This window comes from Streptomyces sp. NPDC002328, from assembly GCF_042890065.1.
In the GTDB taxonomy this organism is placed as follows: Bacteria; Actinomycetota; Actinomycetes; order Streptomycetales; family Streptomycetaceae; genus Streptomyces.
Window position 1 is genome coordinate 158,453 of record NZ_JBIARQ010000014.1, and the last position, 24,330, is coordinate 182,782.

Annotated in this window: 23 protein-coding genes and 3 pseudogenes; 12 read left to right on the forward strand and 14 right to left on the reverse strand. The window is 71.7% G+C overall.

Annotation, left to right across the window (positions count from 1 at the left end; translation table 11 throughout):
• Nucleotides 1-291 precede the first annotated feature (291 nt).
• Complete coding sequence (locus tag ACFYX4_RS29725) at nucleotides 292-1,002, forward strand: alpha/beta fold hydrolase (protein ID WP_389339737.1); 711 nt, start codon at nucleotides 292-294, stop codon at nucleotides 1,000-1,002.
• A gap of 40 nt (nucleotides 1,003-1,042) precedes the next feature.
• On the opposite strand, the gene ACFYX4_RS29730 is transcribed toward ACFYX4_RS29725, so the two are convergent.
• From ACFYX4_RS29730 to ACFYX4_RS29750, 5 genes and pseudogenes are all read right to left on the reverse strand, one after another.
• The gene (locus ACFYX4_RS29730; RefSeq protein ID WP_389339739.1) at nucleotides 1,043-1,606 is read right to left on the reverse strand and encodes a TetR/AcrR family transcriptional regulator; all 564 of its coding nucleotides are present in this window, start codon (nucleotides 1,604-1,606) and stop codon (nucleotides 1,043-1,045) included.
• A gap of 12 nt (nucleotides 1,607-1,618) precedes the next feature.
• Nucleotides 1,619-2,200: a sugar O-acetyltransferase gene (locus ACFYX4_RS29735; protein ID WP_389339741.1), complete on the reverse strand. Its 582-nt coding sequence runs from the start codon at nucleotides 2,198-2,200 to the stop codon at nucleotides 1,619-1,621.
• Nucleotides 2,201-2,254: 54 nt separating this feature from the next.
• Nucleotides 2,255-2,596 (reverse strand): annotated as a pseudogene (locus ACFYX4_RS29740) (MFS transporter); the annotation flags it as partial.
• 75 nt (nucleotides 2,597-2,671) lie between these two features.
• Nucleotides 2,672-3,182: pseudogene (locus ACFYX4_RS29745) on the reverse strand (helix-turn-helix domain-containing protein); the annotation flags it as partial.
• 91 nt (nucleotides 3,183-3,273) lie between these two features.
• Entirely contained in the window at nucleotides 3,274-3,642 is a 369-nt protein-coding gene (locus ACFYX4_RS29750; RefSeq protein WP_389339840.1) for an STAS domain-containing protein, read from the reverse strand.
• Nucleotides 3,643-3,812: 170 nt separating this feature from the next.
• On the opposite strand from ACFYX4_RS29750, the gene ACFYX4_RS29755 reads away from it, so the two are divergent.
• Together ACFYX4_RS29755 and ppk2 are read left to right on the forward strand one after the other, a co-directional pair.
• Nucleotides 3,813-4,295: an ATP-binding protein gene (locus ACFYX4_RS29755; RefSeq protein ID WP_389339743.1), complete on the forward strand. Its 483-nt coding sequence runs from the start codon at nucleotides 3,813-3,815 to the stop codon at nucleotides 4,293-4,295.
• A gap of 122 nt (nucleotides 4,296-4,417) precedes the next feature.
• Complete coding sequence (gene ppk2 / locus ACFYX4_RS29760) at nucleotides 4,418-5,488, forward strand: polyphosphate kinase 2 (protein ID WP_389339745.1); 1,071 nt, start codon at nucleotides 4,418-4,420, stop codon at nucleotides 5,486-5,488.
• On the opposite strand, the gene ACFYX4_RS29765 is transcribed toward ppk2, so the two are convergent.
• Complete coding sequence (locus ACFYX4_RS29765) at nucleotides 5,485-6,603, reverse strand: hypothetical protein (RefSeq protein ID WP_389339747.1); 1,119 nt, start codon at nucleotides 6,601-6,603, stop codon at nucleotides 5,485-5,487. The two genes, ppk2 and ACFYX4_RS29765, sit on opposite strands and share 4 nt — an antisense overlap.
• A gap of 294 nt (nucleotides 6,604-6,897) precedes the next feature.
• On the opposite strand from ACFYX4_RS29765, the gene ACFYX4_RS29770 reads away from it, so the two are divergent.
• A complete protein-coding gene (locus ACFYX4_RS29770) occupies nucleotides 6,898-7,101 on the forward strand; it encodes a cold-shock protein (RefSeq protein WP_389339749.1) in 204 nt (67 codons plus the stop codon).
• Between the two features lie 82 nt (nucleotides 7,102-7,183).
• Here the strand turns inward: ACFYX4_RS29770 and ACFYX4_RS29775 are convergent, their stop codons facing one another.
• From ACFYX4_RS29775 to ACFYX4_RS29790, 4 genes are all read right to left on the reverse strand, one after another.
• The gene (locus ACFYX4_RS29775) at nucleotides 7,184-7,897 is read right to left on the reverse strand and encodes an ATP-binding cassette domain-containing protein (protein WP_389339751.1); all 714 of its coding nucleotides are present in this window, start codon (nucleotides 7,895-7,897) and stop codon (nucleotides 7,184-7,186) included.
• Between the two features lie 14 nt (nucleotides 7,898-7,911).
• Entirely contained in the window at nucleotides 7,912-8,556 is a 645-nt protein-coding gene (locus ACFYX4_RS29780; RefSeq protein ID WP_389339753.1) for a hypothetical protein, read from the reverse strand.
• Nucleotides 8,553-9,764, reverse strand: a complete 1,212-nt coding sequence (locus tag ACFYX4_RS29785; RefSeq protein WP_389339755.1) for a hypothetical protein — start codon at nucleotides 9,762-9,764, stop codon at nucleotides 8,553-8,555. Before ACFYX4_RS29785 ends, ACFYX4_RS29780 begins: the two co-directional genes overlap by 4 nt.
• A 183-nt stretch (nucleotides 9,765-9,947) precedes the next feature.
• Nucleotides 9,948-10,493, reverse strand: coding sequence for a hypothetical protein (locus ACFYX4_RS29790; protein WP_389339757.1), 546 nt, complete (start codon nucleotides 10,491-10,493; stop codon nucleotides 9,948-9,950).
• A gap of 273 nt (nucleotides 10,494-10,766) precedes the next feature.
• On the opposite strand from ACFYX4_RS29790, the gene ACFYX4_RS29795 reads away from it, so the two are divergent.
• From ACFYX4_RS29795 to ACFYX4_RS29815, 5 genes and pseudogenes are all read left to right on the forward strand, one after another.
• Nucleotides 10,767-11,120, forward strand: coding sequence for a VOC family protein (locus tag ACFYX4_RS29795; protein ID WP_389339759.1), 354 nt, complete (start codon nucleotides 10,767-10,769; stop codon nucleotides 11,118-11,120).
• A 137-nt stretch (nucleotides 11,121-11,257) separates the two neighbouring features.
• A complete protein-coding gene (locus ACFYX4_RS29800) occupies nucleotides 11,258-11,557 on the forward strand; it encodes a branched-chain amino acid transporter permease (protein WP_389339842.1) in 300 nt (99 codons plus the stop codon).
• Between the two features lie 1,060 nt (nucleotides 11,558-12,617).
• Nucleotides 12,618-13,223 (forward strand): barstar family protein, encoded by a 606-nt coding sequence (locus tag ACFYX4_RS29805; RefSeq protein ID WP_389339844.1) that lies wholly within the window; start codon nucleotides 12,618-12,620, stop codon nucleotides 13,221-13,223.
• Nucleotides 13,169-13,291: pseudogene (locus ACFYX4_RS29810) on the forward strand (AAA family ATPase); the annotation flags it as partial. The gene ACFYX4_RS29805 and the pseudogene ACFYX4_RS29810, both read left to right, overlap by 55 nt.
• 862 nt (nucleotides 13,292-14,153) lie before the next feature.
• Complete coding sequence (locus ACFYX4_RS29815; protein ID WP_389339761.1) at nucleotides 14,154-14,654, forward strand: hypothetical protein; 501 nt, start codon at nucleotides 14,154-14,156, stop codon at nucleotides 14,652-14,654.
• Nucleotides 14,655-15,023: 369 nt separating this feature from the next.
• Here ACFYX4_RS29815 and ACFYX4_RS29820 read toward each other — a convergent pair whose 3' ends face one another.
• On the reverse strand, nucleotides 15,024-15,527 hold the full coding sequence (locus ACFYX4_RS29820) for a DUF4265 domain-containing protein (protein ID WP_389339763.1): 504 nt from the start codon (nucleotides 15,525-15,527) through the stop codon (nucleotides 15,024-15,026).
• Between the two features lie 181 nt (nucleotides 15,528-15,708).
• On the opposite strand from ACFYX4_RS29820, the gene ACFYX4_RS29825 reads away from it, so the two are divergent.
• Nucleotides 15,709-16,638: a Rieske 2Fe-2S domain-containing protein gene (locus ACFYX4_RS29825; protein WP_389339765.1), complete on the forward strand. Its 930-nt coding sequence runs from the start codon at nucleotides 15,709-15,711 to the stop codon at nucleotides 16,636-16,638.
• Between the two features lie 31 nt (nucleotides 16,639-16,669).
• Here the strand turns inward: ACFYX4_RS29825 and ACFYX4_RS29830 are convergent, their stop codons facing one another.
• The 3 genes from ACFYX4_RS29830 to ACFYX4_RS29840 form a co-directional block, all read right to left on the reverse strand.
• On the reverse strand, nucleotides 16,670-19,267 hold the full coding sequence (locus tag ACFYX4_RS29830; protein ID WP_389339846.1) for a SpoIIE family protein phosphatase: 2,598 nt from the start codon (nucleotides 19,265-19,267) through the stop codon (nucleotides 16,670-16,672).
• A gap of 199 nt (nucleotides 19,268-19,466) precedes the next feature.
• Complete coding sequence (locus tag ACFYX4_RS29835) at nucleotides 19,467-21,095, reverse strand: glycerol-3-phosphate dehydrogenase/oxidase (RefSeq protein ID WP_389339767.1); 1,629 nt, start codon at nucleotides 21,093-21,095, stop codon at nucleotides 19,467-19,469.
• Nucleotides 21,092-21,691, reverse strand: a complete 600-nt coding sequence (locus ACFYX4_RS29840; protein ID WP_389339769.1) for a TetR/AcrR family transcriptional regulator — start codon at nucleotides 21,689-21,691, stop codon at nucleotides 21,092-21,094. The genes ACFYX4_RS29835 and ACFYX4_RS29840 overlap by 4 nt, the downstream gene beginning before the upstream one ends.
• Nucleotides 21,692-21,777: 86 nt before the next feature.
• Between ACFYX4_RS29840 and ACFYX4_RS29845 the strand changes: the two genes are divergently transcribed.
• Together ACFYX4_RS29845 and ACFYX4_RS29850 are read left to right on the forward strand one after the other, a co-directional pair.
• The gene (locus ACFYX4_RS29845; RefSeq protein ID WP_389339771.1) at nucleotides 21,778-23,370 is read left to right on the forward strand and encodes an FAD-binding oxidoreductase; all 1,593 of its coding nucleotides are present in this window, start codon (nucleotides 21,778-21,780) and stop codon (nucleotides 23,368-23,370) included.
• A gap of 81 nt (nucleotides 23,371-23,451) precedes the next feature.
• Nucleotides 23,452-24,330, forward strand: coding sequence for a YegS/Rv2252/BmrU family lipid kinase (locus ACFYX4_RS29850; RefSeq protein WP_389339773.1), 879 nt, complete (start codon nucleotides 23,452-23,454; stop codon nucleotides 24,328-24,330).

Genomic DNA, 24,330 nt, shown 5'->3' on the forward strand with positions numbered 1-24,330 from the left:
CTACACCGGACTTACGGGCATCGGTCTCCGTTCCTCCACGGCGCGCCGGTGACGTCCGCGGACGCGGAGGGCCCGGTCCCGGCTTCACCGCCGCGGGAGCCCGACGCCCGTGGGTCCGCCGGGCCGACACAGGCCAATACCCGTGCACGCAAAGGCAATTGGTTCGCCGGGCCTGGTGTTGTAATGGCCGCCGGGCCGCGCACCGAGCGCCGTGTTCGGTGCGCGGCCCCGAGACTGTGCGGGACCCCGCACACGATGTCGTCCTGCCCTCATGATCTGGAGAAGCACCTGATGTCCGACCAGCCGACCATAGTCCTCGTGCACGGTGCGTTCGCCGAGTCCTCCGCCTGGAACGCCGTCACCGCGCGCCTCCAGGCCGCCGGTCACCGGGTGATCGCGTTCGCCAACCCGCTGCGCAGCCTGTCCGGCGACGCGGAGGCCCTGCGCAGCCTGCTCACGTCGATCGAGGGCCCCGTCGTCCTCGTCGGCCACTCCTACGGCGGAGCGGTCGCCTCGAACGCGGCCCTCGGCCTGCCGGGCGTGCGCGCGCTGGTGTTCGTCGCCGCGTTCGCGCCGGAGCCCGGCGAGAGCATCGGCGCGCTGACGGGGAAGTTCCCCGGCAGCACCCTGCCCGACGTCCTGGAGCTCGTCCCGCAGGCGGACGGCACCTCCGACATCTACATCCGCCAGGACGCCTTCCACCAGCAGTTCGCCGCCGACCTGCCGGTCGAGACGGCGACTCTGGACGCCGCCGCGCAGCGCCCGTTGAGGGACACCGCGCTCAACGAGCCGTCCGGCGAGCCGGCGTGGAGGGCCGTGCCGTCCTGGTTCGTCTTCCCGGAGCTGGACCGCAACATCCCGCTGGAGGCGCACCACTTCATGGCCGAGCGCGCGGGCGCGAAGGCGACCGTCGTGGTGCCGGGCGCCTCCCACGCGCTGCCCGCCTCCGCGCCCGAAGCGGTCGCCACCACGATCCTCGACGCGGTCGCCGGCATCGGCTGACCCGCCGGGCGGCGCGGCGGAAGCCGGCCGGGACAGCCGTTCACGGTCGGCCGCCGCCGCGCGGAGTGGTGATGCGAGTGACGGCCTCGCTCGTCAGCGCGCGGCTGTGCGGTGCGCCGTTGTCCAGCGCCCGGTGCAGCGTGAGCCCTTCGATGAGGGCGTCGAGCTGGCGTGCCGTGTCGGGGTCGAAGTGCCGTTCCAGCATGTGCCGGCTGCGGCGCATCCAGGCCTGGGTGAGCTCCTGGTACTCCGGGCGGCGGGCGGCGAGGGTGTAGAGCTCCTGGCTGATGACCAGGTCGCGTCGGGGCCCCCCGGAGAGCGCGTGGACGAGGTCGGTGACGGCCTCACGGGCCTGTTCGCGGTCGTCCGCGCGGCTGAGGTGCTCCTCGAACACGGCCACGATGTGGTCGGCGAAAAGGGTGAAGGCCTCGCGGAGCAGGTCGTCGATGCCGCTGAAGTGGTACGTCATCGAGCCGAGCGGGACGCCGGCCCGCGCGGCGATCTTGCGGTGGGAGACCCCGGCGACGCCTTCCTCGGCGATGTGGTCGAGGGCGGCGGCGAGAATGCGCGCACGGCGCCGCGGGTCCGTGTGTCCGGTGGCCATCGCTGCGGCGGCCTAGATCTCGCGGACCGGCCGGGCCGGGTTGCCGACGGCGACGACGTTCGCGGGGATGTCCTTGGTGACGACGGCTCCCGCGCCGATGACGCTGTTGTCCCCGATCGTCACCCCGGGGCAGACGATGACGCCGCCGCCGAGCCAGACGTTGTCCCCGATGGTGACGGGAAGCGCGGCCTCCAGCTTGTCCCGCCGGGGCTGCGGCTCCAATGGGTGCGTGGGAGTGAGGAGTTGCACGTTGGGCCCGATCTGGCAGTCCTCGCCGACGGTGATCCGGGCGACGTCCAACGCGGTCAGGTTGTAGTTGACGAAGGTGCGGGCGCCGATGCTGATGTTGCTGCCGTAGTCGACGTACAACGGCGGCCGCACATGCGCCCCCTCGCCGACCGAGCCCAGCAGCTCCGCGAGGACCGGCTCGGCGGCGCGGGCGTCTTCCGTGTAGGCGGCCTGGTAGCGGGCCGCGAGACGCACGGCCCGCTGCTGCCGTTCGGCGATCTCGGGGTCGTCCGCGATGTAGAGGTCCCCGGCCAGCATCCGTTCCAGGTTGGTGCGCGGGTCCTGCGCGAAGTAGTCGGTCGGCATGCCACGCACCCTACCGCCTGGAGTGTACGAACGTACACTCCAGCGCGTCACTGCTCACCGTCGTCGAGGTTGCAGAACGCCCGCCAGCGCGACGACGAGTATCCCGGCGGCCGGCACCACCAGCAGTCCCGTCCGCAGGTCGGTCGCGTCGGCGATCGGTCCGACCGCCGGCGGGGAGAGCAGGAAGCCCAGGCGCATCAGCCAGGAGACGGCGGTCAGACCCGTCCCGGGCTTGAGGCCGGGGAGTTCGTCCGCCTCGTGCATCGCCGCGGGGACCAGGGTGGCCACGCCGAGGCCGGCCGCGGCGAAGCCGAGGACGCTACCGGGCACGGTGGGAACGGCCAGCGCCAGACCCATCCCGGCAGCGGCGATCAGGCCGCCGCCGCGGGCCACCGCGCCGGGATCGGCTCGAACTGCTGCGGGTGATCGGCCCCAGGAACTCCGGCCGGCGACCTGACCCGGTGGGCGAAGTCAGCGGCTGCGAGACTTCCGCGCGGCGGCGGCGGCCGTGCTCGGCTGCCGGTCCAGTTCGACCAGGACGTCGTACTCCGGCGTTCCCGGAGCGGCGTGGTAGGCGACCAGGCGCCGGCCGGTGTCGCCCGCCCTTGACGTCGTAACGCTCCCACAGCCGGGCGAAGTCGGGGCTTTTCGTGAGGAGTTCGTCGACCAGGGGCGGTCAGGTCGGGGGCGTCCGGCTTGACGCCGGCGAGGGCGCGCAGACGGGCGACGCACCCGACCGTGCGGCCGAGGGCCGCGCACGCGGCCAGCTCGCGCAGGTGCCGACGCTCGGGCTCGCCCAGCAGCAGCGCGGCGCACAGGGCGTCGACCACGGAAGGGCTGGGTTGGTCTCCCGGCCGCGCTCCAGCCGCGTGTAGTAGTCGATGCTCACCCCGGCCAGGGCGGCCAGTTCCTCCCGGCGCAGGCCCGGCGTGCGGCGCATTCCACACGCTGGAACCGTGCCGTCCGGTCTGCCTTGCGTGCGGGCCTGGGGGCGACCTGGGAGCGGGCCCGAGGGCGAGCCCTGCGGGCGGGCATGGGGGCGACCGTCTCGGGGCGGAGTGCCCCGGCGGCCGTCAGGCGTTCAGGGCCTGTTCGACGTCGGGATGGCAGGCGATGAGGGCGTCCATGCCGACCAGCGACAGCAGACGCAGCACGGAATGCTGGGCGCCCGCGATGCGCAGCCAGCCCTGATCGTCGCTCGCCCGCCGGTGCGCGGCGACGAAGACGTTGATCCCGCTGGAGTCCATGAAGGTCACACCGCTGAGATCCACCACGATCCGCAGCGGCGGCACCGCGCCGTCCTCGGACAGCAGGGCCTCGGTGAAGACGTCCTTGACGTCATGGTCGATCTCGCCCCGCACGGCCACGACCCGCACCCCGTCGACCACTTCACGCTCGACGAAGAGCTGATCCCGCCGGTCGGCTCGCTGGTTGTCGGTCACCGTCTCCTCGACTGCGCTCGTGCCCGCCCGCAGAAGGCGTGCCCGCACGATTCTGCCTCACCGCCGCATCCGGATGCACCCAGGACGCTGTGCCGAACAACACCTCCGCGGCAGGCGTGGCATCATCGCGGTACCGGCCGCGCGGAAAAATGGGGGGTGAGGGCTGGCCAGTGGGAATCCATGCCGACGGTGACGGCTGCACCGGGCCGTCCACGGACGAGCACCTGATACGTGCCGGCTTCGCCCTGGGCGGCGACAGCGGCTGCATCGCGGAGGCCCGCCATCACGCCGTCGCCTTCCTCGAAGACGCGCGCACCGGCCATCACCTGCCGGTGTCCGACCGCGTCACCGACCTCACCCAGCTGGTGGTCAGCGAGCTGGTCACCAACGCCCGCAAGTACGCCCCCGGGCCCGTCCTGATGGAACTGCGCATCAGCGCCCGCGCCGTGGACGTCGTCGTGTGGGACAGCGATCCCGCGCTGCCCGCGGCCCGGGCCGCCGATCCCAGCAGGATCGGCCAGCACGGTCTGGAGATCGTCGAAGCCGTCACCGAGAGCCTGTTCATGGAGCAGGAGCCGGTCGGCAAGCGCATCACCGCCCGTATCGCCCTGTTCGACACGCCGAGGGCCACCGCCGTCCGCAAGCCGGTGTGACCGCCGTCCGCAAGCCGGTGTGACCGCGTCCGGCACGCGCGATACCGCGGCGCGGCCACTCACCCGGCTGGATTCGTGCCGGTCGTGGCTATACCGGCGTACCGCACGGGTAGGCGTGCGGCGTGGACGAGAGCGAGCTGCAGCGGCCGGAGGCCGAGGATCTGTTGTCGGGGCTGAGCGTGGACGACCGCCGGCCCGAACAACCCGTGCTCCTGGACGCCTCCGGGGCCCCTATCCGTACGTGGCAGGAGAACTATCCGTACGACCACAAGATCCGACGGGCGGAGTACGAGCGGACCAAGCGGATTCTCCAGATCGAGCTGCTCAAGCTCCAGCGGTGGGTGAGGGACACCGGGGCCCGGCTGGTGGTGATCTGCGAGGGCAGGGACGCGGCGGGCAAGGGCGGCACGATCCAGCGGTTCACCGAGCGGCTCAACCCCCGCGGGGCGCGGATCGTCGCCCTGGACAAGCCGACCGAGCGGGAGACGGGGCAGTGGTACTTCCAGCGGTACGTCGCCCATCTGCCGGCGCCCGGTGAGATCGTCTTCTTCGACCGCTCCTGGTACAACCGCGCCGGCGTGGAGAAGGTGATGGGTTTCTGCACCGAGGAGCAGTACGAGCTGTTCCTGCGGCAGTGCCCGGCCTTCGAAGCGATGCTCGTGGACGACGGGATACTGCTGGTGAAGTTCTGGTTCTCGGTTTCCCGCGCCGAACAGCGCACCCGTTTCGCCATCCGCCAGGTGGACCCGGTGCGCCAGTGGAAGCTCTCGCCCACCGACCTGGCCTCCCTGGACCTCTGGGACGCCTACACCGCCGCCAAGGTCGCGATGTTCCGGGCGACCGACGCCGAACGCGCGCCGTGGACGGTGGTCAAGAGCAACGACAAGCGCCGAGCACGGCTGGAGGCGATGCGCAGCCTCCTGTGGCGCATCGACTACGACCGCAAGGACGAAGAAGCCGTCGGCCGCCCCGACCCCCTCGTCGTCGGCACCGCCGACACCCTCCTGGAAGCAGGCGAGGAACCCTCGGTCCTCTCACCCACGCCCTTGGCCGGCCCCCCGTCCGGCGGCCCGGGCCTCCACCCGGACCCACAGCCGCAGTCACAGGCGCCGTCACAGCCCCGCGACGGCGGCGGCGACGACGGCGACGACGGCGACGGCGACGGCGACGGCGACGGCGACGGCGACGGCTAGAAAATGCCGGCTCCTGCCTGCTGTGGCCCGTTCTTGAGGATCTCGCGCAGCCAGGGGCTGCGGACGGTCGGCAGGCGGACCAGGGTGTGGCGGAACGCCGCCGGGTCGGTTCGGAACAGGTGATGGGGGTGCGGGGGCGGCGGGTCGTCGCGCAGGACGCCGTGGGGCATGCGGCCCGAGGCCGGGAGGGGCGGGTACGGGTCGGGCGAGGTCAGCCAGAGCCACACCCCGAACGGCAGCGGCACCGCGTACGCCGAGACGGTCGGACCGGCCGGCGACCAGGGCTCGCCCGTCTGCGGATGGACCGGTACGAGGAGGATGTCGGCGTCCGCGCCGGGGGTGGGCCGTTCCGGTCCGGCCAGGACGGCGCGCCGGGCCGGCGGGCCCGCGGGGAGCAGGGCGTCGAGGGCGCGTCGGAAGACCTCCGCGGTCAGGCCGTCCGGGACCGTTACCGGTCGGCCTTCCGAGGCCGCGAGGAGGTGGGCGAGCGCCACGCCGGCCGCCGCCTCCCACCGGGGGCTCCAGGACCACCAGTGGTGCAGCCCCGGTTGCGACGCCCACGCCGTGATCGGCTCGAACGGGGGAGTGCGTCGTCCTCCCGCCGCGGGCTCCGCCGTCAGCTCCGCCCAGGAGAGCGGTGCGGGGTCCGTGCCGTCGACGGGGAGGCGGTGCACGGCGTCGGGGGCGAGCCACACCGCCTGCCAGAGCGAGCAGTCGTCGATCCTGCTCGCCACGGGCAGCCCGCACGCCTCACAGGCCAGGTTGGGGCCGTCGGCTCCGTCGAGGCCGCAGCAGTAGCCGTCGGCGTTCTCCGGGATCAGCACCGTGCCGCGCGTGTCGCCGGGTGCGATGACGATCGCGCCGGGCGCGCCGTCGGACAGGGCGTGGACCGGGGCGTGGACGCCGCGGGCCGCCGCCTCCTCCGGACCGATCTCCTCCCACCTCCGCCACGGCGGCCCCGAGGGCTCCGGGTCCACGGCGAACGTGCCCGGCTCCATGAGCACCGGGAGCTGTAGCCCGTTCCCGTACTTCTGATGGGCGTGGGCCGGCAGGGCGACCTGGGACAGCGCGGCGGTCAGTCCGGTGCCGCACCCCGCACACACAAAGACGAACAAATGTCCTCCGCTGGGGAAACAGAGGCATCGTCGCAGCCCGGCGGCGGTCGGCCAACGTGTTTTCGCCCGCCGCGCGGCCCGAGCGCCGGTCCGACGGGGCGGATCCGGGGCGGACCTGGGGCGGACCTGGGGCGGATCTGGGGTGGATCGTCACCGACAAGAACTTTTGACGTGTCGTCGGTCGGATAAGCGGGGCGGTCCGGGGTACAACGGCTCTTGGCTCCTGCTGTCGCGGGAGCCGGAACGATGCCCGGCAGCGGGCCGTTCCTGGGTATGGACGAAGGAAAGACCGGTATGGCCAGCGGCACCGTGAAGTGGTTCAACTCTGAGAAGGGCTTCGGGTTCATCGCCCAGGACGGCGGTGGTCCGGACGTGTTCGCGCACTACTCCGAGATTCAGGGCAGCGGTTTCCGCGAGCTGACCGAAGGCGAACACGTCACCTTCGACATCGGACAGGGCCAGAAGGGCCCGCAGGCCCAGAACATCGTCCGGGGCTGACCCGACAAGGCTTCGACAACGAATGAGGCGGCTGCCACCCACGGCAGCCGCCTCACTCCGGGGACGACTCCGGGGACGACGATCAGGGGCCACCGTCCGGCCTGTTCGGCCCGTCCCGCCTGTCCGCGATCACCCGTGAGTACCCGCCCGCCGAACGCAGTTCGTCCAGCGAACCGGCGAACACCTTGCGGGCGGCCTTGAGTACGACCACGGTGTCGCAGCAGCCCTCCACGTCCTCCATCAGGTGGGTGGCCATGACGATCGTGGCCGTGGTGCTCAGTTCTCGCAACAACAGGTGGAGTTGCTCCCGCTGTTCCGGGTCGAGGCCGTTCGTCGGCTCGTCGAGGAGCAGGAGTTCCGGTTTGTTCACCAGGGCCTGCGCGATGCCGACGCGGCGTTGCATGCCGCCGGAGAGGGAGCGGTACTTCTTGTCGACGCGCTCGCCCAGGCCGACCTGCTCCACCGCGTGTTCAACGGCCCGCGCGCCCGCCCGCCCGGGCATGCCCTTGAGCCAGGCCGCGTAGGCGACGCACTCGCGGACCGTGAACCCGCGGAACATCTCGCACTTCTGCGGCAGATAGCCGAGCCTGCGGCGGATCTCCCGTCGTTCGGAGGGGCGGCCGGGATCCCTGTCCAGAAGCCTGAGTTCGCCCTCGGCGGCGCCCGTCGCCGTCGCCAGCACAGCCAGCAGGGAGCTCTTCCCGGCGCCGTTCGGACCCAGCAGAGCGTGGACGCCTCGGGGCAGCTCCAGGTAGAGACTGTCGACCGCGGTGGTGCGCCGGTGGCGGACTGTCACTCGGTGAGCGCTGATCATCGGGACCTCAAGTCGTCGAAGGACTCACGGCGGAGCGTGAGCAGAACGGTCAGTACGCCGGCCGCCAGCCCCCAGACGGACTGGGAACCGAAGTTGAGGATGTCCTTCAGGACTTTGAGCAGGACAGGGCGCCAGGATTCGACGTGCCCGTCCTCCCGCATGGACAGCCGGGTGAGGGCTGAGACCGTCCCCAGCCACAGGCACGCCACTCCGCCGGAGCTGAGCAGGCAGCCGACGTAGGAGCTGAGGACGAGTGTGGCGAGGGTCAGGGTCAGGCTGGGCAACAGCCAGGCCGCCGCCCAGAGCGAGCCGCTCAGCCCGGCGAGGCCGGCGGCGGCGAGCAGCGGCAGGCACATGACCAGGACGACGCCGGTCCGCAGAAGCAGAAGTCGTAGTCCTCCGGCGGGAGTTGTGCGGACGACCGGTGCGAAGGGGTCGGCCCGGCCGCCGTAGCTGACGGCGACCCAGATGAGAGGCAGCAGGGGAGCGAGCAGCAGGAGGAAGCACAGGGTGCTCTCCTCGTCCGCGTTCCGCCCCAGAACCGCGCCGACCGCGCACACGCCGGAGACGGCGAGCAGCCAGGGCCAGCGCAGGCCGGGGACGGCCCGCAGCCACACCGGGAGGGGCAGGCGCGGGGTCATGACGACCACCGTGGTCCGCTCGGCAGGTCGGGCAGCGGTTTGCCGAATCGCACCGCTTCCAGGTACCGACCGAGCCATTTCCTGCGCTGCTCTGCGGGAAGACCGTCCAACTGGCCCATGAGAAGCAAATGTTCATCTTGGAACGGCCACTGCGGTGGGTCGCCGGTCAGCCAGGCGAGCACCGCACCTTCCAGAGGGCCGTAGCAGCGGTCCGGGCAGGCGATGTCCCTGGCAAGGGAGTTGGCGACGGCGGTGGAGAGCAGGACACCGATGGCCCGGGGGCCGTCGTCGGCCGGATCGTCATGATCTCCCCAGTCCCGGTAGCGGTAGCTCTGATCGCTCAGCACGTAGTAGGCGGGGGCGCCGCGTACGCCTTCCAACTTCCCGGCCAGCCGGTCCACTTGATGCTGGAGGCGTAGCCGTGAGCCCTCGTGCTCCTCGGGGAGGCAGAGAGCGGCGTGTCGTCCCGCGCAGCGCATCTCGGACACGTTGGCGGCGGAGATCGCCGCGCCGCCCTTCTGCGTCAGGCCCAGCCACAGCGCCCCCGCGACGACCGCCGCCGTCAGCACGGCGGCCGTTCTCCAGTGACGCGCGCAGAGGCTCACGGCCGCTGCCGCCAGGACGGCGAACAGCGCGGCCCGGCACCAGGGCAGCCACAGGGGCGGGTGCGCCGGAACCCACTCGGACGTGCTCGGCGGCAGTACGGCTCCGGTGTAGCCGATCTCCACGGGGCGCGCGATCGCCGTCCACCAGGGACTCTGGCCGAAGAGGATCAAGGCCGTCACGAGGACGAACGGAGTCACCGGGAGCGGCACCGTGCGGCCCAGCAGGTAGGCGACGCAGGAGGCCGCCGTGATCGACGCCGCGTCGACGGTCATGGCGTCGAACGGCGGGTGGTGCGACGGCCGCGCCGGATACGGCCACAGGAGCACCACCGCAACCGCCAGCAGGTATCCGAGCAGCGGCCACAGGACGCCTGAGGCCAGGCCCGCCAGACGCTGGGCCAGCACGCCGCGTACGGCCGTCGCATGGATCCAGTCGACGCCGCTGCGCGCCTCGGCGGCGCCCTGCCATCCGGCCAGGAGAACGGCGGCCGCCCCACCGTAGCCACAGGCCGCCTCGTGGAGGAGGCCGCCGATCTCGATCCACCGTGCCGTGGACTGGCTCACGACGAAGCCGACGACCAGAGCCCCCACGGCCAACGACACCAACGGACCACCCTGACGCCGCAGATACGCCCGAACCACCAGCCCGAACGGATCCGACCTCGCTGCACACATACCGTGACAGAGCGTCCCTGCCGTGCCGGCGGTTGCGGGTGGGGAGGGGCGCGTGGGAGTGATCGGAGGGCGCGCGAGATGCGGGTGAGCGCAGTTGGGGGTGCCGTCCGCTCACTCAGGTCGGACGGGCGGGGCTGGTTTTCTGGTGGGATCCCAGTGCTGGAGGCCGAAGCCGTCGGTGATCTTGTAAACCGTCTCCTTCTTCGGGCGGGCCCGCCACACGGAGATGAGGTGATCCTCCACCGGGTCGTCCGGATACTCCACCAAGCCGCTGAGTCCTTGGCCTGCGTCTCGGCCACGGGTATGGACCCGGATCCGGTACCAGCCAGGGCCCTCGTGGACCATGGTTCCCGCTTCTCGAACGAAATGGTCGAATGTCTGGAGGGCTAAGTGCCCTTTCGCGCTGTGGTAGCTGACCTCGGCCACGGACTCCCATAGGGCGAAATCCGCAGGGGGTTCACTGTCGTGCTGTTCGATTCTCAGGCGCAGGTGGCCGGTGTGCGTGCCGCTCAGGACGACCAGGTAGCCGAGCCCAGTGCCGACAAGTGAGTTGCCGTCGAAGATTCGGCCTATTTCGTCGGGGTCGAATGATGCTCCGAATTCGCAGAGGTAGTACTGCCCGTACTGAACCATGAGGCGGTCTGTCGTCCAGGTCATGGCCATCATGATGGGTCATGTCGGGCTTCCTGCTGAACCCTGGTCGAGGCCACGCCGTCCCTGCCGGACAGCCGAGCAGGTGGGGGCGTCGGTCAGGGGCACTGTGGTGTGTCCGGGCCAGTGTTCGACGCGGGCGGAGGCGGGGATGACGACCAAGGCGCGACTCGCCATGCTCCCCGACGGAGGCCCGACCGACTCGTTCTTCGAGGACGACGGCGTCGTCCCCTGGTGAGCCGGGGCGCGGCCTGGTTGGTGTCCTGGCAGGATGGCTGGATGGAACGTGTGTTGGGGATCGGCGGGTACTTTTTGCGGGCCGCCGATCCGGCGGCCCTGAGTGCTTGGTATCGCGACTGCCTCGGTCTGGACGCCGATGAGAACGGTCTGTGGCGTCAGGAAGTCGGGCCGACCGTGTTCGCGGCCTTCGAGTCCGAGACCGACTACTTCGGGTCCCGCGCCCAGCGGACCATGCTCAACTTCCGGGTCCGCGACCTGGACGCGATGCTCGGGCAACTGCGCGCCAAGGGCGCGGACGTGAACCCGGAGACGCAGGACATGGAGGGTGTGGGCCGGTTCGGCTGGGTCACCGACCCCGAGGGCAACCGGATCGAGCTGTGGCAGCCGGCCTGACGGTGTCTGCGGGTCTCCGCTGTCGCCACGCCCCCCTTGCTCTGCCGTTCACCCGTTCACCTTGATCGTCTTCATGGTGAGGTGGGACTGGAGGCGCAGGACGGCGGGCAGGCCACACCGACTACGCCCTCGCCGCGATCCTCGTCGCCGCCGCCGTCACCTGGTCCCTGCGCGCCCTGCCGTTCGCCGCCCTGGCCCCGCTGCGGGCCAGCGCCACGGTGCGGTGCCTCAGCACCCGCATGCCCGCCGGCGTCATGGTGATCCTGGTCGTCTACTGCCTGCGCGACCTGCCCGTCACCGAGCCACGCGTCCTGGCCCCGGCGGTCGCCCTGGCCGTCACCGTCGCAGTGCACCTGTGGCGCCGCAACGCCCTGCTGAGCATCCTCGCCGGCACGACCGTCCACGTGACCCTGGCCAGCACCGTCTTCGCCCACTGACACCCACCCTCACTAACACCCACCCCCACGGAAGGCGACCGACCTTCGGGCCGCCGGTGGAGGTGCACGGAGAGGCCGACGTTTGCGGAGGGACACGACGCGGTGCCCCAGACGCTCTGCAGGTCGCCGACCGGTTCCACCTGTCGCAGGGCCTCGGCCGAGCCGTGGAAACCGGCGTTGCCGCTCACCGCGGCTGTCTGCGCGACCCTTCGCCCGGCAGCTTGTTGCCGGAGGCCACCCGGCTGACTTCCGTCCGCACGCAGGACAACCTGGCGCCCATCGGTAGGCGGGCTGAGCGCAAGAAGGCCGCGCGCGCCCTGGTCCACGAGATCCTTGCTCAAGGGCACGCAAGCCGGGCGATTGCCCGGCATCTAGGCTGGGGCCTCAACACCGTGCGCCGATACGCGAAGGCCGCACGCTGGCAGGACGCCATCCGCGAGAACCGGCCTCGACCCAGCAGGCTGGCCCCTTGCAAGACCTATCTGGAGCGACGCTTCGCCGAGGCGGCACCAGCGTTCCCCGCCTCCACAGCGAGCTCGTTGCCGACAACGCGCCCGTCACCTGTCAGATGGTCCGCAGCCACGTTGCCACCCTCCGTAGGGCTCCAGTTGGCGGGCTGCCCCGGCCTCCGACGGTTCGGCAGGTGACCGGCTGGCTCACCCGACACCCCACCGCGCTGAGCGAGGACGACCGCGCCGGTCTGAAGGATGTCCCGGCACGCTGTCCCGAGCTGGGCACTGCCGCCGGGCATGTCCGCGACTTCGGCGAAATACCCACCGCCCGCCTCGGCGCCAGGCTCCTTGCCTGGATCGACGCAGTCGTCGCAAGCCAACTGCCCGGCCTGACCGGCTTTGCACTCCGCCTGCTCCGAGACTTCGACGGCGTGACCGCCGGACTCATCCTTCACTGGAGCTCGGGCAGCATCGAAGGCCGTCAACCGCATCAAGAAGATCGAAAGGCAACTCCACGGACGAGCTGGCTTCCGTGCTCGTTGAGCACGGTCTTGCCTCCATCAATCGCTCGGGCTCCGAGCAAATGCCGTGCAAGGATCTCACCCATGATGACCAGGCCCACTCTGACGGAACACCGCTCTCCATGGGTCGTGTTCACCTCACCAGCCGACCCATGGCTGGCGTCGGAAACGGCTGCGCTCGTGGAGCGCAACGGTCTGGTCCTGCGGCTGGACGGCCGGGAAATGCGGGATCCGGCGTCCGTCTTCCGCGCCTTCGCCCGGGAACTGTCGTTCCTCGGCTGCTTCGGTCACAACTGGGACGCGCTCGTGGACTGCCTCCACGACTGGCACGGTCCTGGACACGGCAACCAGGACCTCGCGATCTTGATCGAGCACGCGGACGACCTGCTGGAGTCGGACTTCCTCGGGCTGTTCGTATCGGTTCTCGCCCAGGCGGCCTGGAACTCCAACCTACGCCTGGACGGCGACGGCGAACTCGATGAGTGGCGGCAGCGTATTGCCCAGCACTTCGTCTTCCTCCTGGACCACACTGCACCCGCTGCCTTCACGGAGAAGGCGGCCCGCGGCATGGACGTGGCCGTGGCGCTCGCGGACGGCCGCCTGCTCGCCACCCTGACCGACATCGACTGGCCAGGCGGCCCCGCCTCTGCGCGGCCAACGTCGACCGTCTCACCTTCGGCGGCAACAACATAGAGACCGGCACGGACTCCTACCGCCTAGCCACCACCCGCGCCCGCGCCGAGCAACATGCCGTCGGCTGAGCGCGGAGCAGCGAGGAACTACCCGCCCCTCAGTTCTCCATGAATCGCCGGCGCCAATATCCGCAAGCGCTGAACGGAGTTGCCAGCACGAGGTGAGAGCTGAGGGAGACGGCCCTGCGGTCGAACTCAGCGTCTAACCTGGCAACGATCCTGCCGAGGTCAGCCCGAGCACCACGGGGAAGCCACAGCAGCACGTCCTCCAGGAGGTCTCGCGCCATCAGAGGATCACAGCAGTCGCAGCCCATCACCGGATCTGGTAGAACGCGCCCTGGTTGCCCCAGGTACCACCGGCACTCCGCCAGGGCAGCGGCGACAGCCCCCAACCACAGACGCTCTTCTTCCAACTTTCGGATCGCTACACGAGTCGCCGCGGAAACACCGCGGATCCGGCGAACCGGGATACCTCGTCTGGGCCGCCAACGCTCCGCGCGCAGCCCCTCCGGACGCCTACGCGGCATCGGCCTTTCGGATCAACATGTCGTCATCTTGCCACGGTCCGAAAGACCCTCGCACGCGGTCCTTGCGAGCCCGTGCCGCTCTACGTGCTTTTACGACGTGGTCGGCTATTGGATATCGGGGCCGTGCTGTGTGGCTGAGGACCCCGGACATGGTTGATCAGCGCTTGGTTGACGTGAGTGGGATTCGGTTGGCCTATCAGGTGGGCGGATCCTCACCAAGATCCGTACCGATCCCGCTCGCGCCACGTGCCTCCTGCGTGCCCTGCTCGTCCTGACAAATCTCGAGGTCAACCGCTGCAACGTCCAGCCCCCGTCTCCTGTACCCAGCCTGCGTGCAGTGGGAGGTTGGAGGGCCTGCGCCGCTCGGGCGGCAGGCCCTCCAACTGTTGCAGAGAGGATCGATCATGACCTCGGACCACGAAACGCTGTGGCGTCGCTGCGCGTACCTGGGTCACGTCCTGCTGCCACTGCTGGACCAGGAGCCATGGCGCAAGGATCGCCGCCAAGAGCGGCTGCACTCCTGGGGCATTGACGTGGCGGTGGGAGAACGACTCATTGAGGTCTTCGCGGCTTTAGCTGCCCACGCTGTCGCGTTGGACACTTCCTTGTCCGCGCCAGAGTTCGAGACCCTGCCCCTCAGCGCCGTGGCCGACGCGGCGACCGGCAAGCAAGACTTCGAACTACTCGCCGGGCTCCCCGACACCTTCGCGGACGACCGCGACGAAATCGCGGTCAAAGTCTTCCGCCTGCACGCCTATAGGGGCGGTCAGATCAGTCTCCAGCTCGTTCGGCTGGGCACGGAAGTGCGCCATACACTGACCGTCCTTGCAGCCCGCGAGTCGGTGCCCTCACCTACGTGCGGAGACATCTTCCGCACAGCAGACGAGTCCAACCTGCCGCAGTAAGCATGGAGATTGGCACTCGGGCCGTTGGCACCAGCAACACAACAGAGCCCGACGGACGATCTACTACTCAAACTGCCGTTCGCGACCAGCGTGAGCGACCCGAGAACCGGTCACACCAGCCCTTTGACCTGCGTCTTCAAGTTGGCGGAGGCTCACTGCAGCGCTACACCGGGCGCCGCGAGGACTACGTCGAAACCCACCACGCCATCGCCGGACTGGTCGCCGACCGCGCCGCCCGGCGCCCCACCCGTTCCGCACACAGCACCGAACTGCCGAAAGCGGGAGAACCAAGGGGCAAAGCTGACCGCCCTGTGCCCCCGAAGCACCCACCGGCCCCGCCTCCAGCGGGGTCGGTCTCGGGCTGTTGGGCTACGCGTCGCGCCATACATCGGTCGCCCAGCCGACCTCGAAGTGCCACCACCCATCCTCTTGGCCGCGGATCAGCAGCGCCTTGATCCCGCCGAGGTCTGCGTCTGCCGGCACGGTGAGGGCGACCAACGGGAACTCCTCGCTGAAAGCCTCACCACCCAGGCCGAACGGCGACAGCCGCTCGTGCACAGCCCGAGCACTTCTCCCCAGCGGGCCGGAGGGAACGGGCAGGACCCGGATGGTGCAGTTCCCCGAAGCCTCCACCCGCTCCTTCGCCCAGTGGAGACCGTCAGCATCAGTTGTAAACCGGACGATCTCACCCTCGGCCACCCCGTTTTGGAAGAAGGGGACATCCTCCACTCTGGCCGTATCACCGCTCAGGCGCGTGGCCCAAAGTCCCTCAGTGTCATAGGGAAGCCAGCCTTCGCGCGGCACAAACCGGTACCACACCTTGATCCGGTTGCTCTCGGTAGCGCTTGGCTCGGATGGATTCTTGGAGGCCACGTTCTAGATGATCGCGCACTCATCTGCACTCATCTGCACGCATCGAACGAAAGTCCGGATTCTGTCGGTCCGGAGAGAAGGAGTCATCGAGAAGCCGAACACGGGCCCAGGACGCGCCGTTTGTCGTGCGTGCCGGTGGGGCACTCGGCGGCGCATGACCGGAACCTCGCGTCACCGTCGGATGAAGCGGAGCCGCATGCTGGGGCTGCTCGAGCGCCTGGAGCGTGAGCCGCGCGCCGATCCGCTGATCGACGTCCTGCGGACGGGGATACGTTCCCTGCCGCTGGGCCGCGGCCGGGATGTGCTGCACGGCAGGTGGCTGGGGCATCCGGTGCATCCGGTGGCGGTGCAGGTGCCGATCGGCAGCTGGATGTCCGCGGCCGTGCTGGACCTGTGGCCCGGCCGCTCCCGCGAGGCCGGCCTCCTCGTGGGCGTCGGCCTGGCCGCGGCGGCGCCCGCCGCGCTGACCGGGGCCGTGGACTGGGCGGAGCTGCACCGCGAGCAGTCGCGCGTGGGCCTGGTCCACGCCGCCGCCAACTGGGCGGCCGTCGGCCTCTACGCGGCCTCGCTCGTCTGCCGTGTGCGGGGCCGCACGGGAGCGGGCCGGGCGTACGGCTTCCTGGGGCTGACGGTGGTCGGGGTCGGCGGCATGCTCGGCGGTCACCTGGCTTACCACCAGGCGTCCGGCGCGAACCACGCCGAAGAGGTCCCGCACGTGATCCGCGACGCCTGGCACCGGGTCGGCGCCGTCGCCGAGTTCCCGGCCGGGCGGCCCGTGCGGCGGCTCGTGGACGACGTGCCGATCCTGGTCGTCCGGGAATCCGGCGGGACGATCCACGCGCTCGCCGAACGGTGCAGCCACCTCGCGGGACCGCTCGCCGAGGGCACGATCGCCGACGGGTGCGTGACGTGCCCGTGGCACGGCAGCGTCTTCCGCCTCGCCGACGGCTGGAACGTCCGCGGTCCTGCCACCGCGCCCCAGCCCGCCTTCGACACCCGGGTCCTCGACGGCCACGTCGAGGTGCGTCTGCGGCGCGACGGCCGCCGGGCCGCGAACGGCAAATGGAGCGAGACGACGCCTCCACCGCCGGCGCGCCTGGGCCCCGCCTGACCCAGCGACTCCACCCGCCTGACCCCGCGTCTCAGTGACGCGGCAGCGCCTGCTCCGCCCAGATCACCTTCCCCTGCGGCGTGTACCGGGTTCCCCAGCGGTCGGTCAGCTGGGACACCAGGAACAGGCCCCGGCCGCCTTCGTCGGTCGTCGCGGCGTACCGCAGATGCGGCGAGGTGCTGCTGCCGTCGGCGACCTCGCAGATCAGGGTGCGGTCGTGGATCAGCCTGATGTGGATCGGCCCGCAGCCGTAGCGGACGGCGTTGGTGACGAGTTCGCTCAGCACGAGTTCCATGCTGAAGGTCAGCTCGGACAGTCCCCACTCGTCGAGCCGGGCGGCCGCGGTGGCGCGCGCCCCGGCGACGGCGGCCGGATCGGACTGCACGTCCCACTCGGCGATCCGGTCCGGCGGCAGCGCGTGGGTGCGGGCGATGAGCAGGGCCACGTCGTCCGTCGGGCGGCCGGGCAGCAGCGATTCCAGCACGGCCCGGCAGCTCTCGTCGGGCTCCCGCTCGGGGTGGCCGGCCAGGGCCTTGCGCAGGAGTTCCATGCCCTCGTCGAGGTCGCGTGTGCGGTCCTCGATGAGACCGTCGGTGTACAGGACGAGCTGGGAGCCTTCGGCGATGTCCAGCTCGGCGGCCTGGAAGGGCATGCCGCCCAGCCCCAGCGGCGGACCCGACGGCAGCTCGGGAAAGACGACGCTGCCGTCGGGGTGGACCAGCGCGGGAGCCAGGTGCCCCGCGCGGGCCATGGTGCAGCGGCGCGTCGCCGGGTCGTAGATCGCGTACAGGCAGGTGGCGCCCACGACGGCGGCAGGGCTCTCGGTGCACGCCTCGTCCTGGTCGATGCGTCCGACCAGGTCGTCGAGGTGGCCCAGCAGTTCGTCGGGCGGCAGGTCGAGCGTGGAGAAGTTGTGCACCGCGGTCCGCAGCCGCCCCATGGTCGCGGCGGCGTGCAGACCGTGGCCGACCACGTCACCGACGACCAGCGCCACCCGGCTGCCCGGCAGGGGGATCACGTCGAACCAGTCCCCGCTGACGCCCGACTGGGCCGGGAGATACCGGTAGCCGACGTCGAGGGCGCTCTGCTCGGGCAGGCCCCGCGGCAGCAGGCTGCGCTGGAGGGTGACCGCGAGGGCGTGCTCGCGCGTGTAGCGGCGGGCGTTGTCGATGCTGACCGCGGCCCGGGCCACCAGTTCCTCCGCGAGTGACAGCTCCTCCCGGTCGAAGGGGGCGTGTTCCTCGCAGCGCCAGAAGTTGACCATGCCCAGCACGACACCACGGGCCTGGATGGGGGCCGCGATGAGCGAATGGATGCCGTAGTCCACGATCTGTTCGGTGCGTTCCGGGTCCTGGAGGTGCCAGCCCGTCGCGGTGGACAGGTCGGCCACCAACTCCGAGCGGCCGGTGCCGTAGCCGCGCGCCTGCGGCGTGGACGGCAGGAAGTCGATCAGCCGGCCCTTCTCGTAGAGCGGCTGGTCGTCGCGGATCCCGCAGACGGCGACGCGTCTCATCCCCTTCGCCGTGGTCGCCGGCTCCTCGCCGTGCAGCACGGCGTCGGCCAGGTCCACGGTGACGAAGTCGGCGAAGCGGGGGACGGCGATCCGGGCGAGTTCGTCGGCCGTGCGGACCACGTCCAGGGTGGTGCCGATGCCCAGTCCCGCGTCGTAGAGCAGCTTCAGCCGCTCACCGGTGATCTGGGCTCTGCCGGACACCGCCAGCAGCTCCGTGGAATCGCGCAGCGTCACGACGGTGCCCCTGGGGCCGCCGCCGCAGTCCGTGGGTCGCTGGTTGACGACCAGCAGCCGTGGCCCGGCGGGGTGCACCTCGTCGGTGGCCACGCGGCCCGAGCCGAGCAGGGACGCCATCTCGGGTTCCAGGGTCGGCAGCCGGGACACCTGCCTGCCCTCCGCGTCCGGGGGCAGCTCCAGCAGTCGCCGGGCCTCGTCGTTCGCGAGCAGCAGCCGCCCCTCGCCGTTGACGATGAGCACTCCCTCGCGCACCGAGTGCAGCACCGCGTCGTGATGCTCGTACATACGGGCCATCTCGCTCGGCGCCAGGCTGTGCGTCTGGCGTCGCAGCCGCCTGCTCACCAGCACCGTGGCGGCGGTGGCCGCGCCGAGGGCGACCGCCCCGGCGGTCAGGATGATCGGTATCTGCCGGTCCACCAGACTGGTCACGTTCTTGACCTTCAGGCCGGCGGAGACGAGGGCCACCACCTGGCCCCGGGCGTCCCGGACGGGCACGGTCGCCTGCACCTCCTGGCCGAGGGGGCCGTCCACGCTCTCGGTGTAGACCTTCCCCGCGAGCGACGGCTCGATCTCTCCCACGAACCGCTTCCCGATCCGGTCCGGCATGGGATGGGTGTAGCGGATCCCGTTCGTGTCCATCACGACGACGAAGTCGACGCCCGCGGACTCGCGCCCCGCCTCGGTCAGCGGCTGGAGGACCTTCGCGGGGTCGGGGGCCCGCAGCGCGGACAGCATGCCGGGGGAGTGGGCGAAGGTCTGCGCGACGGCGATGGAGCGCCGTTCGGCCTCCGCGCTGGTGCCGCGGCGTGATTGCAGGACGAGCGCGAAGACGGCGAACGCCACGAGCAGCACCACCAGCGCCACCTGGAGGAGGAACATCTGCCCCGCGACGCTCTGTGCGTTCTTCCGCACCAGCGACCACGGAGATATGTGGCGAACTCGGGCAAAACGGTCGTCCATCGACCCTTTCTAGCATTGGTCACCCTGTGCAGTCACGGGCCGCCCGCAGGCCGGACATCCTCGCCGACGGTGCGGACATCCTCGCCGACGGTGAGAAGAGCGCCTTCGTGCGAGTGGATCAGCCCGTGGTCCCAGCCTCCCTCAGCAGCTCCTCCGCGATCTCCAGTGCCGTGGCGCGGTCGGCGGGGACGAGGCCGATGCGGGTGCGGCGGTCGAGGAGGTCCGCCGAGTCGAGGGCGCCTTCGTGGCGTACGGCCCACAGGAGTTCGGCGCGGGTGACCGGGTGGCCGGGCAGCACGGGTTCGGCGAGGTACGGGTCCCGGGCGCTGAGCGCGTGGACGGCCGGAGCCTCGGTGCCGTAGCGGCGGATCAGGCGGCGCGGGGCGGCGAGTGCGGTGAGGAGGCGGGGCGGCGCGGCGCCGATCAGGGGGAGCGAGGCGGTGGGGGAGGGCCGCGCGGACAGGCGGTGGGCGGTGACGGCGGCGTCGACGGCGTCCTCGGCCATCCGCCGGTAGGTGGTGAGCTTGCCGCCGACGACCGTGATCACGCCGTCGGGGGAGGTGAGAACCGCGTGCCTGCGGGAGATGTCCGAGGTGCGGGCCGGCGCGCCGGAACCCGCCGCCGGCGTGGTGTCCAGCAGGGGGCGCAGACCGGCGAAGGCGCCCACCACGTCGTCGCGGTGGACGGGGATGTCCAGGGCCGAGCCGAGGACGTCGAGGAGGAAGCCGATGTCGGTCTCGGGCGCCTCGGGGGTGTCCGGGATGTCGTCGCCGACGGGTTCGTCGGTCAGTCCGACGTAGGTCCGGCCGTCGCCCTGGGGCAGGACGAGGACGAAGCGGTTGGTCTCGCCCGGGATCGGGATGTGCAGGCCGGCGGGCAGGGTGCCGAGCCGCTCCGAGCGCAGGACGAGGTGGGTTCCGCGCGAGGGGCGGATGCGGACGCCGTCCACCAGGCCGCCCGCCCACACGCCGGAGGCGTTGATGACGGCGCGGGCCCTGATCTCGCCCTCCTCGCCGGTGAGTTCGTCGCGCACACGGGCGCCGGAGCGGGTGAGCTCCAGCGCCCGCACGCGGGTGAGGATCCGGGCTCCGTGGGCCGCGGCCGTCCGGGCGACCGCGGTGACCAGACGGGCGTCGTCGGTGACGCGGCCGTCCCAGGACAGCAGGCCCCCGCGCAGCCCGTCGCCGCGCAGCGCCGGAGCGAGACGGCGGGTCTCGGCCGCGGAGAGCCTGCGCGGTGCGGGCAGCGTGGCCCGCCCGGTGCGGGCCGCCAGGCGCAGGGTGTCGCCGGCCCGGAAGCCGGCCCAGGCCAGCGCGGCCTGCCCGCGGGAGACCAGCGGGGTCAGCGGCAGCACGAAGGGCTGGGCGCGCACCAGGTGGGGCGCGCTGCGCTCCATGAGGATGCCGCGTTCACGCGCGCTCTCGTGGGCGACGTCGAGCTGGGCGGAGGCGAGGTAGCGCAGTCCGCCGTGGATGAGCTTGGAGCTCCAGCGGGAGGTGCCGAAGGCCAGGTCGTGGGCGTCCACGGCGACGACCGTCAGTCCACGGGCGGCGGCGTCCAGCGCCGCTCCCGCGCCGGTCGCGCCGAGACCCACGACCAGCACGTCCACGGCCGGACCGCCGACGGTCCGGGCCAGTTCGTCGCGGCGGCGGGCGGCGGTCAGCGAGGACCCCGGCGCCGTGGCGGAGGAAGGGGCGGTGGGGGAGGAGGGGGCGGGGGAGGAGGTGGCCGTGCTGCTGGGGCTCATGGCGTCAGCGTCCTCTCGAGGATGGTGCGCAGTTCGACGGCGAAGGCCTCGCTCGTCAGGTCGGGGTCGTCCTCGTCGGTCATGGTGCGCAGCGACAGGGTGAAGGACTGGGCGACCAGGAGCAGGGACCGCGCCTGCCGCTCGGGATGGCCGGGACGGACCGATCCGTCGGCGTGTCCCTCCCGCAGAGCCTCGGAGAGCAGGCCCAGCAGGGCTTCCTGGCTCGCGCCGCGCCGGTCCAGCATGTAGGGGAGGAGCAGCTCGGGGTCGACGTCGACGATCTTGCGGAAGAGGGGGTGGGCGCGGAAGGCGGCCACCCCGCTGACGAGGCCGTCGACGACACGGGCGCGCGCGCCGCTCCCCGGCGCCGGTGCGGGCATCGCCCCGGTCGCCGCCTCGATCCATTCCCGGGTCATCAGATCGCCGACCAGGGACCGCACGTCGGGCCAGCGCCGGTACAGCGTCATCCGGGAAACGCCCGCGCGGCGGGCCACGTCGGTGAGGGTCGTGCGCCGGACGCCGACGGCCAGGACGCAGTCGCGTACCGCGTCGAGCACCGGATCGCTGTCCGAGGCGTTGTGACGAATAGGCGTCATGTGTAACAGTGTAACGCCCTGTGCGGCGGTGTCGTACTGCCCGGCAGGAGAAGAACTCTTCCGCGACGACCGATGGGGACAAGCGCATGGACATGCTGTGGAGCGGCTGGGGCGACCCGGCCAGGGCGACGCCGCTGCCCGACTCGGTGACCGGGTTGCTGCGCGACCTGCTCGGGGTCAAGCCCCGCGACACCGAGCAGGTCGCCCTGGCGGAGATCACCGTGCCCGAGCCGGCGCTCGACGCCGCCGCGCTCCGGGACCTCGCCGACGCCGTCGGCGGCGAGAGCCACGTGCGCACTGACGCCGAGGCCCGCGTCCGGCACACCCGCGGCAAGTCCACCCCCGACCTGCTGCGCATCCGTGCCGGGGACGTGGAGAGCGTCCCGGCCGCCGTGGTGCTCCCGGCGACCCACGACGACGTGCTCGCCGTGCTGCGCGCATGCGCCGAACACGGCCTCGCCGCCGTCCCGTTCGGCGGCGGCACCTCCGTGGTCGGGGGACTCTCCCCTGAGCTGCGACGCCCCTTCGTCGCCCTGGACCTGGCCCGCATGGACGGCCTGCTCGCCCTCGACCCGGTCTCCCGCACCGCCACCCTCCAGCCCGGACTGCGGGCCCCGCGGGCGGAAGCGCTCCTGGCCGAACACGGCTTCACCCTCGGCCACTTCCCCCAGTCCTACGAGTGGGCCACCATCGGCGGCTTCGCCGCCGCGCGCTCCAGCGGACAGGCGTCCGCCGGCTACGGCCGCTTCGACGAGATGGTCCTCGGCCTCACCCTCGCCACCCCCGCCGGCACCCTCGACGTCGGCCGCGCACCGCGCTCGGCCGCCGGCCCCGACCTGCGCCAGCTCGTCCTCGGCTCCGAGGGCGCGTTCGGCGTCATCACCTCGGTGACCGTGCGCGTCCGCCCGGTCCCCGAGACCCGGGTCTACGAAGGGTGGCGCTTCGACTCCTTCGAAGAGGGCGCCGCCGCCCTGCGCCGCCTGGCCCAGGACGGACCGCGCCCGACCGTCCTGCGACTGTCGGACGAGACCGAGACCCTCATCGGCCTCGCCCAGCCCGACGCCATCGGCTCCGCCCTTTCCGAGTCCGCCGGCTGCACGGCGATCGCGGGCTACGAGGGCACCGAGGAGGACACGGCCCACCGCCGCGAGCGGGCCGCCGCCGTGCTGCGCGACTGCGGCGGCACCTGGCTCGGCGAGGAGCCGGGCGAACGCTGGGCCCACGGCCGCTACTCGGCGCCCTACCTGCGCGACGCGCTGCTGGACGCGGGCGCGTTCGCCGAGACGCTGGAGACCGCCGGCTTCTGGTCCCGGCTGCCCGAGCTGTACGCCGCCGTTCGCGAGGCGCTCACCACCGCCCTCACGGAGTCGGGCACCCCGCCGCTGGTGATGTGCCACATCTCCCACGTCTACGAGAACGGCGCCTCCCTGTACTTCACCGTCGTGTCGGCCCAGGGCGACGACCCGGTGGCGCACTGGGAGCCCGCCAAGCACGCCGCTAACGAGGCGATCCTCGCCGCGGGCGGCACGATCAGCCACCATCACGGCGTGGGCAGCGACCACCGGGACTGGTACGTCCGCGAAGCCGGCCCGCTCGGCATCCACGCCCTCCAGGCGGTCAAGCGACAGCTGGACCCCGCGGGTCTGCTCAACCCCGGCATCCTCCTGCCGCCCGACTGAACCCCCGTCCCCCGCCCCTCCCCCCTCCCCCCTCGCCCCTCTCCGCTCACGATCCCGTCAGCCGCCCTCGGAGGCACACCGATGCGACAGTTCACCGCCATCGTCAACCCCACTGCCGGCGGCTCCACCGGTGCCGCGGCACTCCTGGGGGTGGCCCGGCTGCTGCGGGAGGCCGGGGCAGAGCTGGAGACCGAGTACAGCCGCGACCTGGCCCACGCGCAGGAACTCGCCCGGGGGGCGGGGGCGCGGGACCGGGTCGTCCTCGCCGTCGGCGGTGACGGCATCGCCGGCGGTATCGGAGGGGCCCTCAGCGGCACCGGGACCGTCCTCGGACTGGTCCCGGCCGGACGCGGAAACGACTTCGCCCGAGCGCTGGGGCTGCCCGCCGACCCGGCCGCGCTGGCCCGGATCCTGCTCGACCACGCGCCCCGCCTCGTCGACACCATCGAGGTGGAGTCCGCCCACGGCCGCACCGTCGCGCTCGGCAGCGTGTACGCGGGCGTGGACGCCCTGGCCAACCGCTACGCCAACCACGCCCGGCTGCTGCGCGGGGCCGCCTCCTACTACCTGGGCGGACTGCGCGCCGTGGCCACCTGGCGGCCGGCCGCCTACCGGGTCACCGTGGACGGCGAGGAGCACATCCACCGCGGCTACACCGTCGTCGCCGCGAACTCCGCCTACTACGGCTCCGGCCGCATCATCGCCCCCGATGCGCGGGTTGACGACGGACTCCTCGACGTGGTGATGATCCGCCACGCGCCGCGCCGCCTCTTCTTCACCCTCATGAACGAGCTGACGACGGGCGCGCACATCCACCGGCCCGAGGTGCGGACCCTGCGGGGCCGGGAGATCCGCATCGAGGCCGAACGGCCGGTCCCCTACGGCACCGACGGCGAGGTCGACGCGGTCCTCCCCGTCACGGCGAGGGTGCTGCCGGCGTCGCTGTCGGTGCTGTGCTGA

Excerpts from the sequence above, each read along its gene's own strand:
- ACFYX4_RS29725 (WP_389339737.1), top strand. The coding sequence starts at position 292 with ATGTCCGACCAGCCGACCATAGTCCTCGTGCACGGTGCGTTCGCCGAG.
- ACFYX4_RS29730 (WP_389339739.1), bottom strand. The coding sequence starts at position 1,606 with ATGGCCACCGGACACACGGACCCGCGGCGCCGTGCGCGCATTCTCGCC.
- ACFYX4_RS29735 (WP_389339741.1), bottom strand. The coding sequence starts at position 2,200 with ATGCCGACCGACTACTTCGCGCAGGACCCGCGCACCAACCTGGAACGG.
- ACFYX4_RS29770 (WP_389339749.1), top strand. The coding sequence starts at position 6,898 with ATGGCCAGCGGCACCGTGAAGTGGTTCAACTCTGAGAAGGGCTTCGGG.
- ACFYX4_RS29780 (WP_389339753.1), bottom strand. The coding sequence starts at position 8,556 with ATGACCCCGCGCCTGCCCCTCCCGGTGTGGCTGCGGGCCGTCCCCGGC.
- ACFYX4_RS29790 (WP_389339757.1), bottom strand. The coding sequence starts at position 10,493 with ATGACCTGGACGACAGACCGCCTCATGGTTCAGTACGGGCAGTACTAC.
- ACFYX4_RS29795 (WP_389339759.1), top strand. The coding sequence starts at position 10,767 with ATGGAACGTGTGTTGGGGATCGGCGGGTACTTTTTGCGGGCCGCCGAT.
- ACFYX4_RS29805 (WP_389339844.1), top strand. The coding sequence starts at position 12,618 with ATGACCAGGCCCACTCTGACGGAACACCGCTCTCCATGGGTCGTGTTC.
- ACFYX4_RS29815 (WP_389339761.1), top strand. The coding sequence starts at position 14,154 with ATGACCTCGGACCACGAAACGCTGTGGCGTCGCTGCGCGTACCTGGGT.
- ACFYX4_RS29825 (WP_389339765.1), top strand. The coding sequence starts at position 15,709 with ATGAAGCGGAGCCGCATGCTGGGGCTGCTCGAGCGCCTGGAGCGTGAG.
- ACFYX4_RS29830 (WP_389339846.1), bottom strand. The coding sequence starts at position 19,267 with ATGTTCCTCCTCCAGGTGGCGCTGGTGGTGCTGCTCGTGGCGTTCGCC.
- ACFYX4_RS29835 (WP_389339767.1), bottom strand. The coding sequence starts at position 21,095 with ATGAGCCCCAGCAGCACGGCCACCTCCTCCCCCGCCCCCTCCTCCCCC.
- ACFYX4_RS29840 (WP_389339769.1), bottom strand. The coding sequence starts at position 21,691 with ATGACGCCTATTCGTCACAACGCCTCGGACAGCGATCCGGTGCTCGAC.
- ACFYX4_RS29845 (WP_389339771.1), top strand. The coding sequence starts at position 21,778 with ATGGACATGCTGTGGAGCGGCTGGGGCGACCCGGCCAGGGCGACGCCG.
- ACFYX4_RS29850 (WP_389339773.1), top strand. The coding sequence starts at position 23,452 with ATGCGACAGTTCACCGCCATCGTCAACCCCACTGCCGGCGGCTCCACC.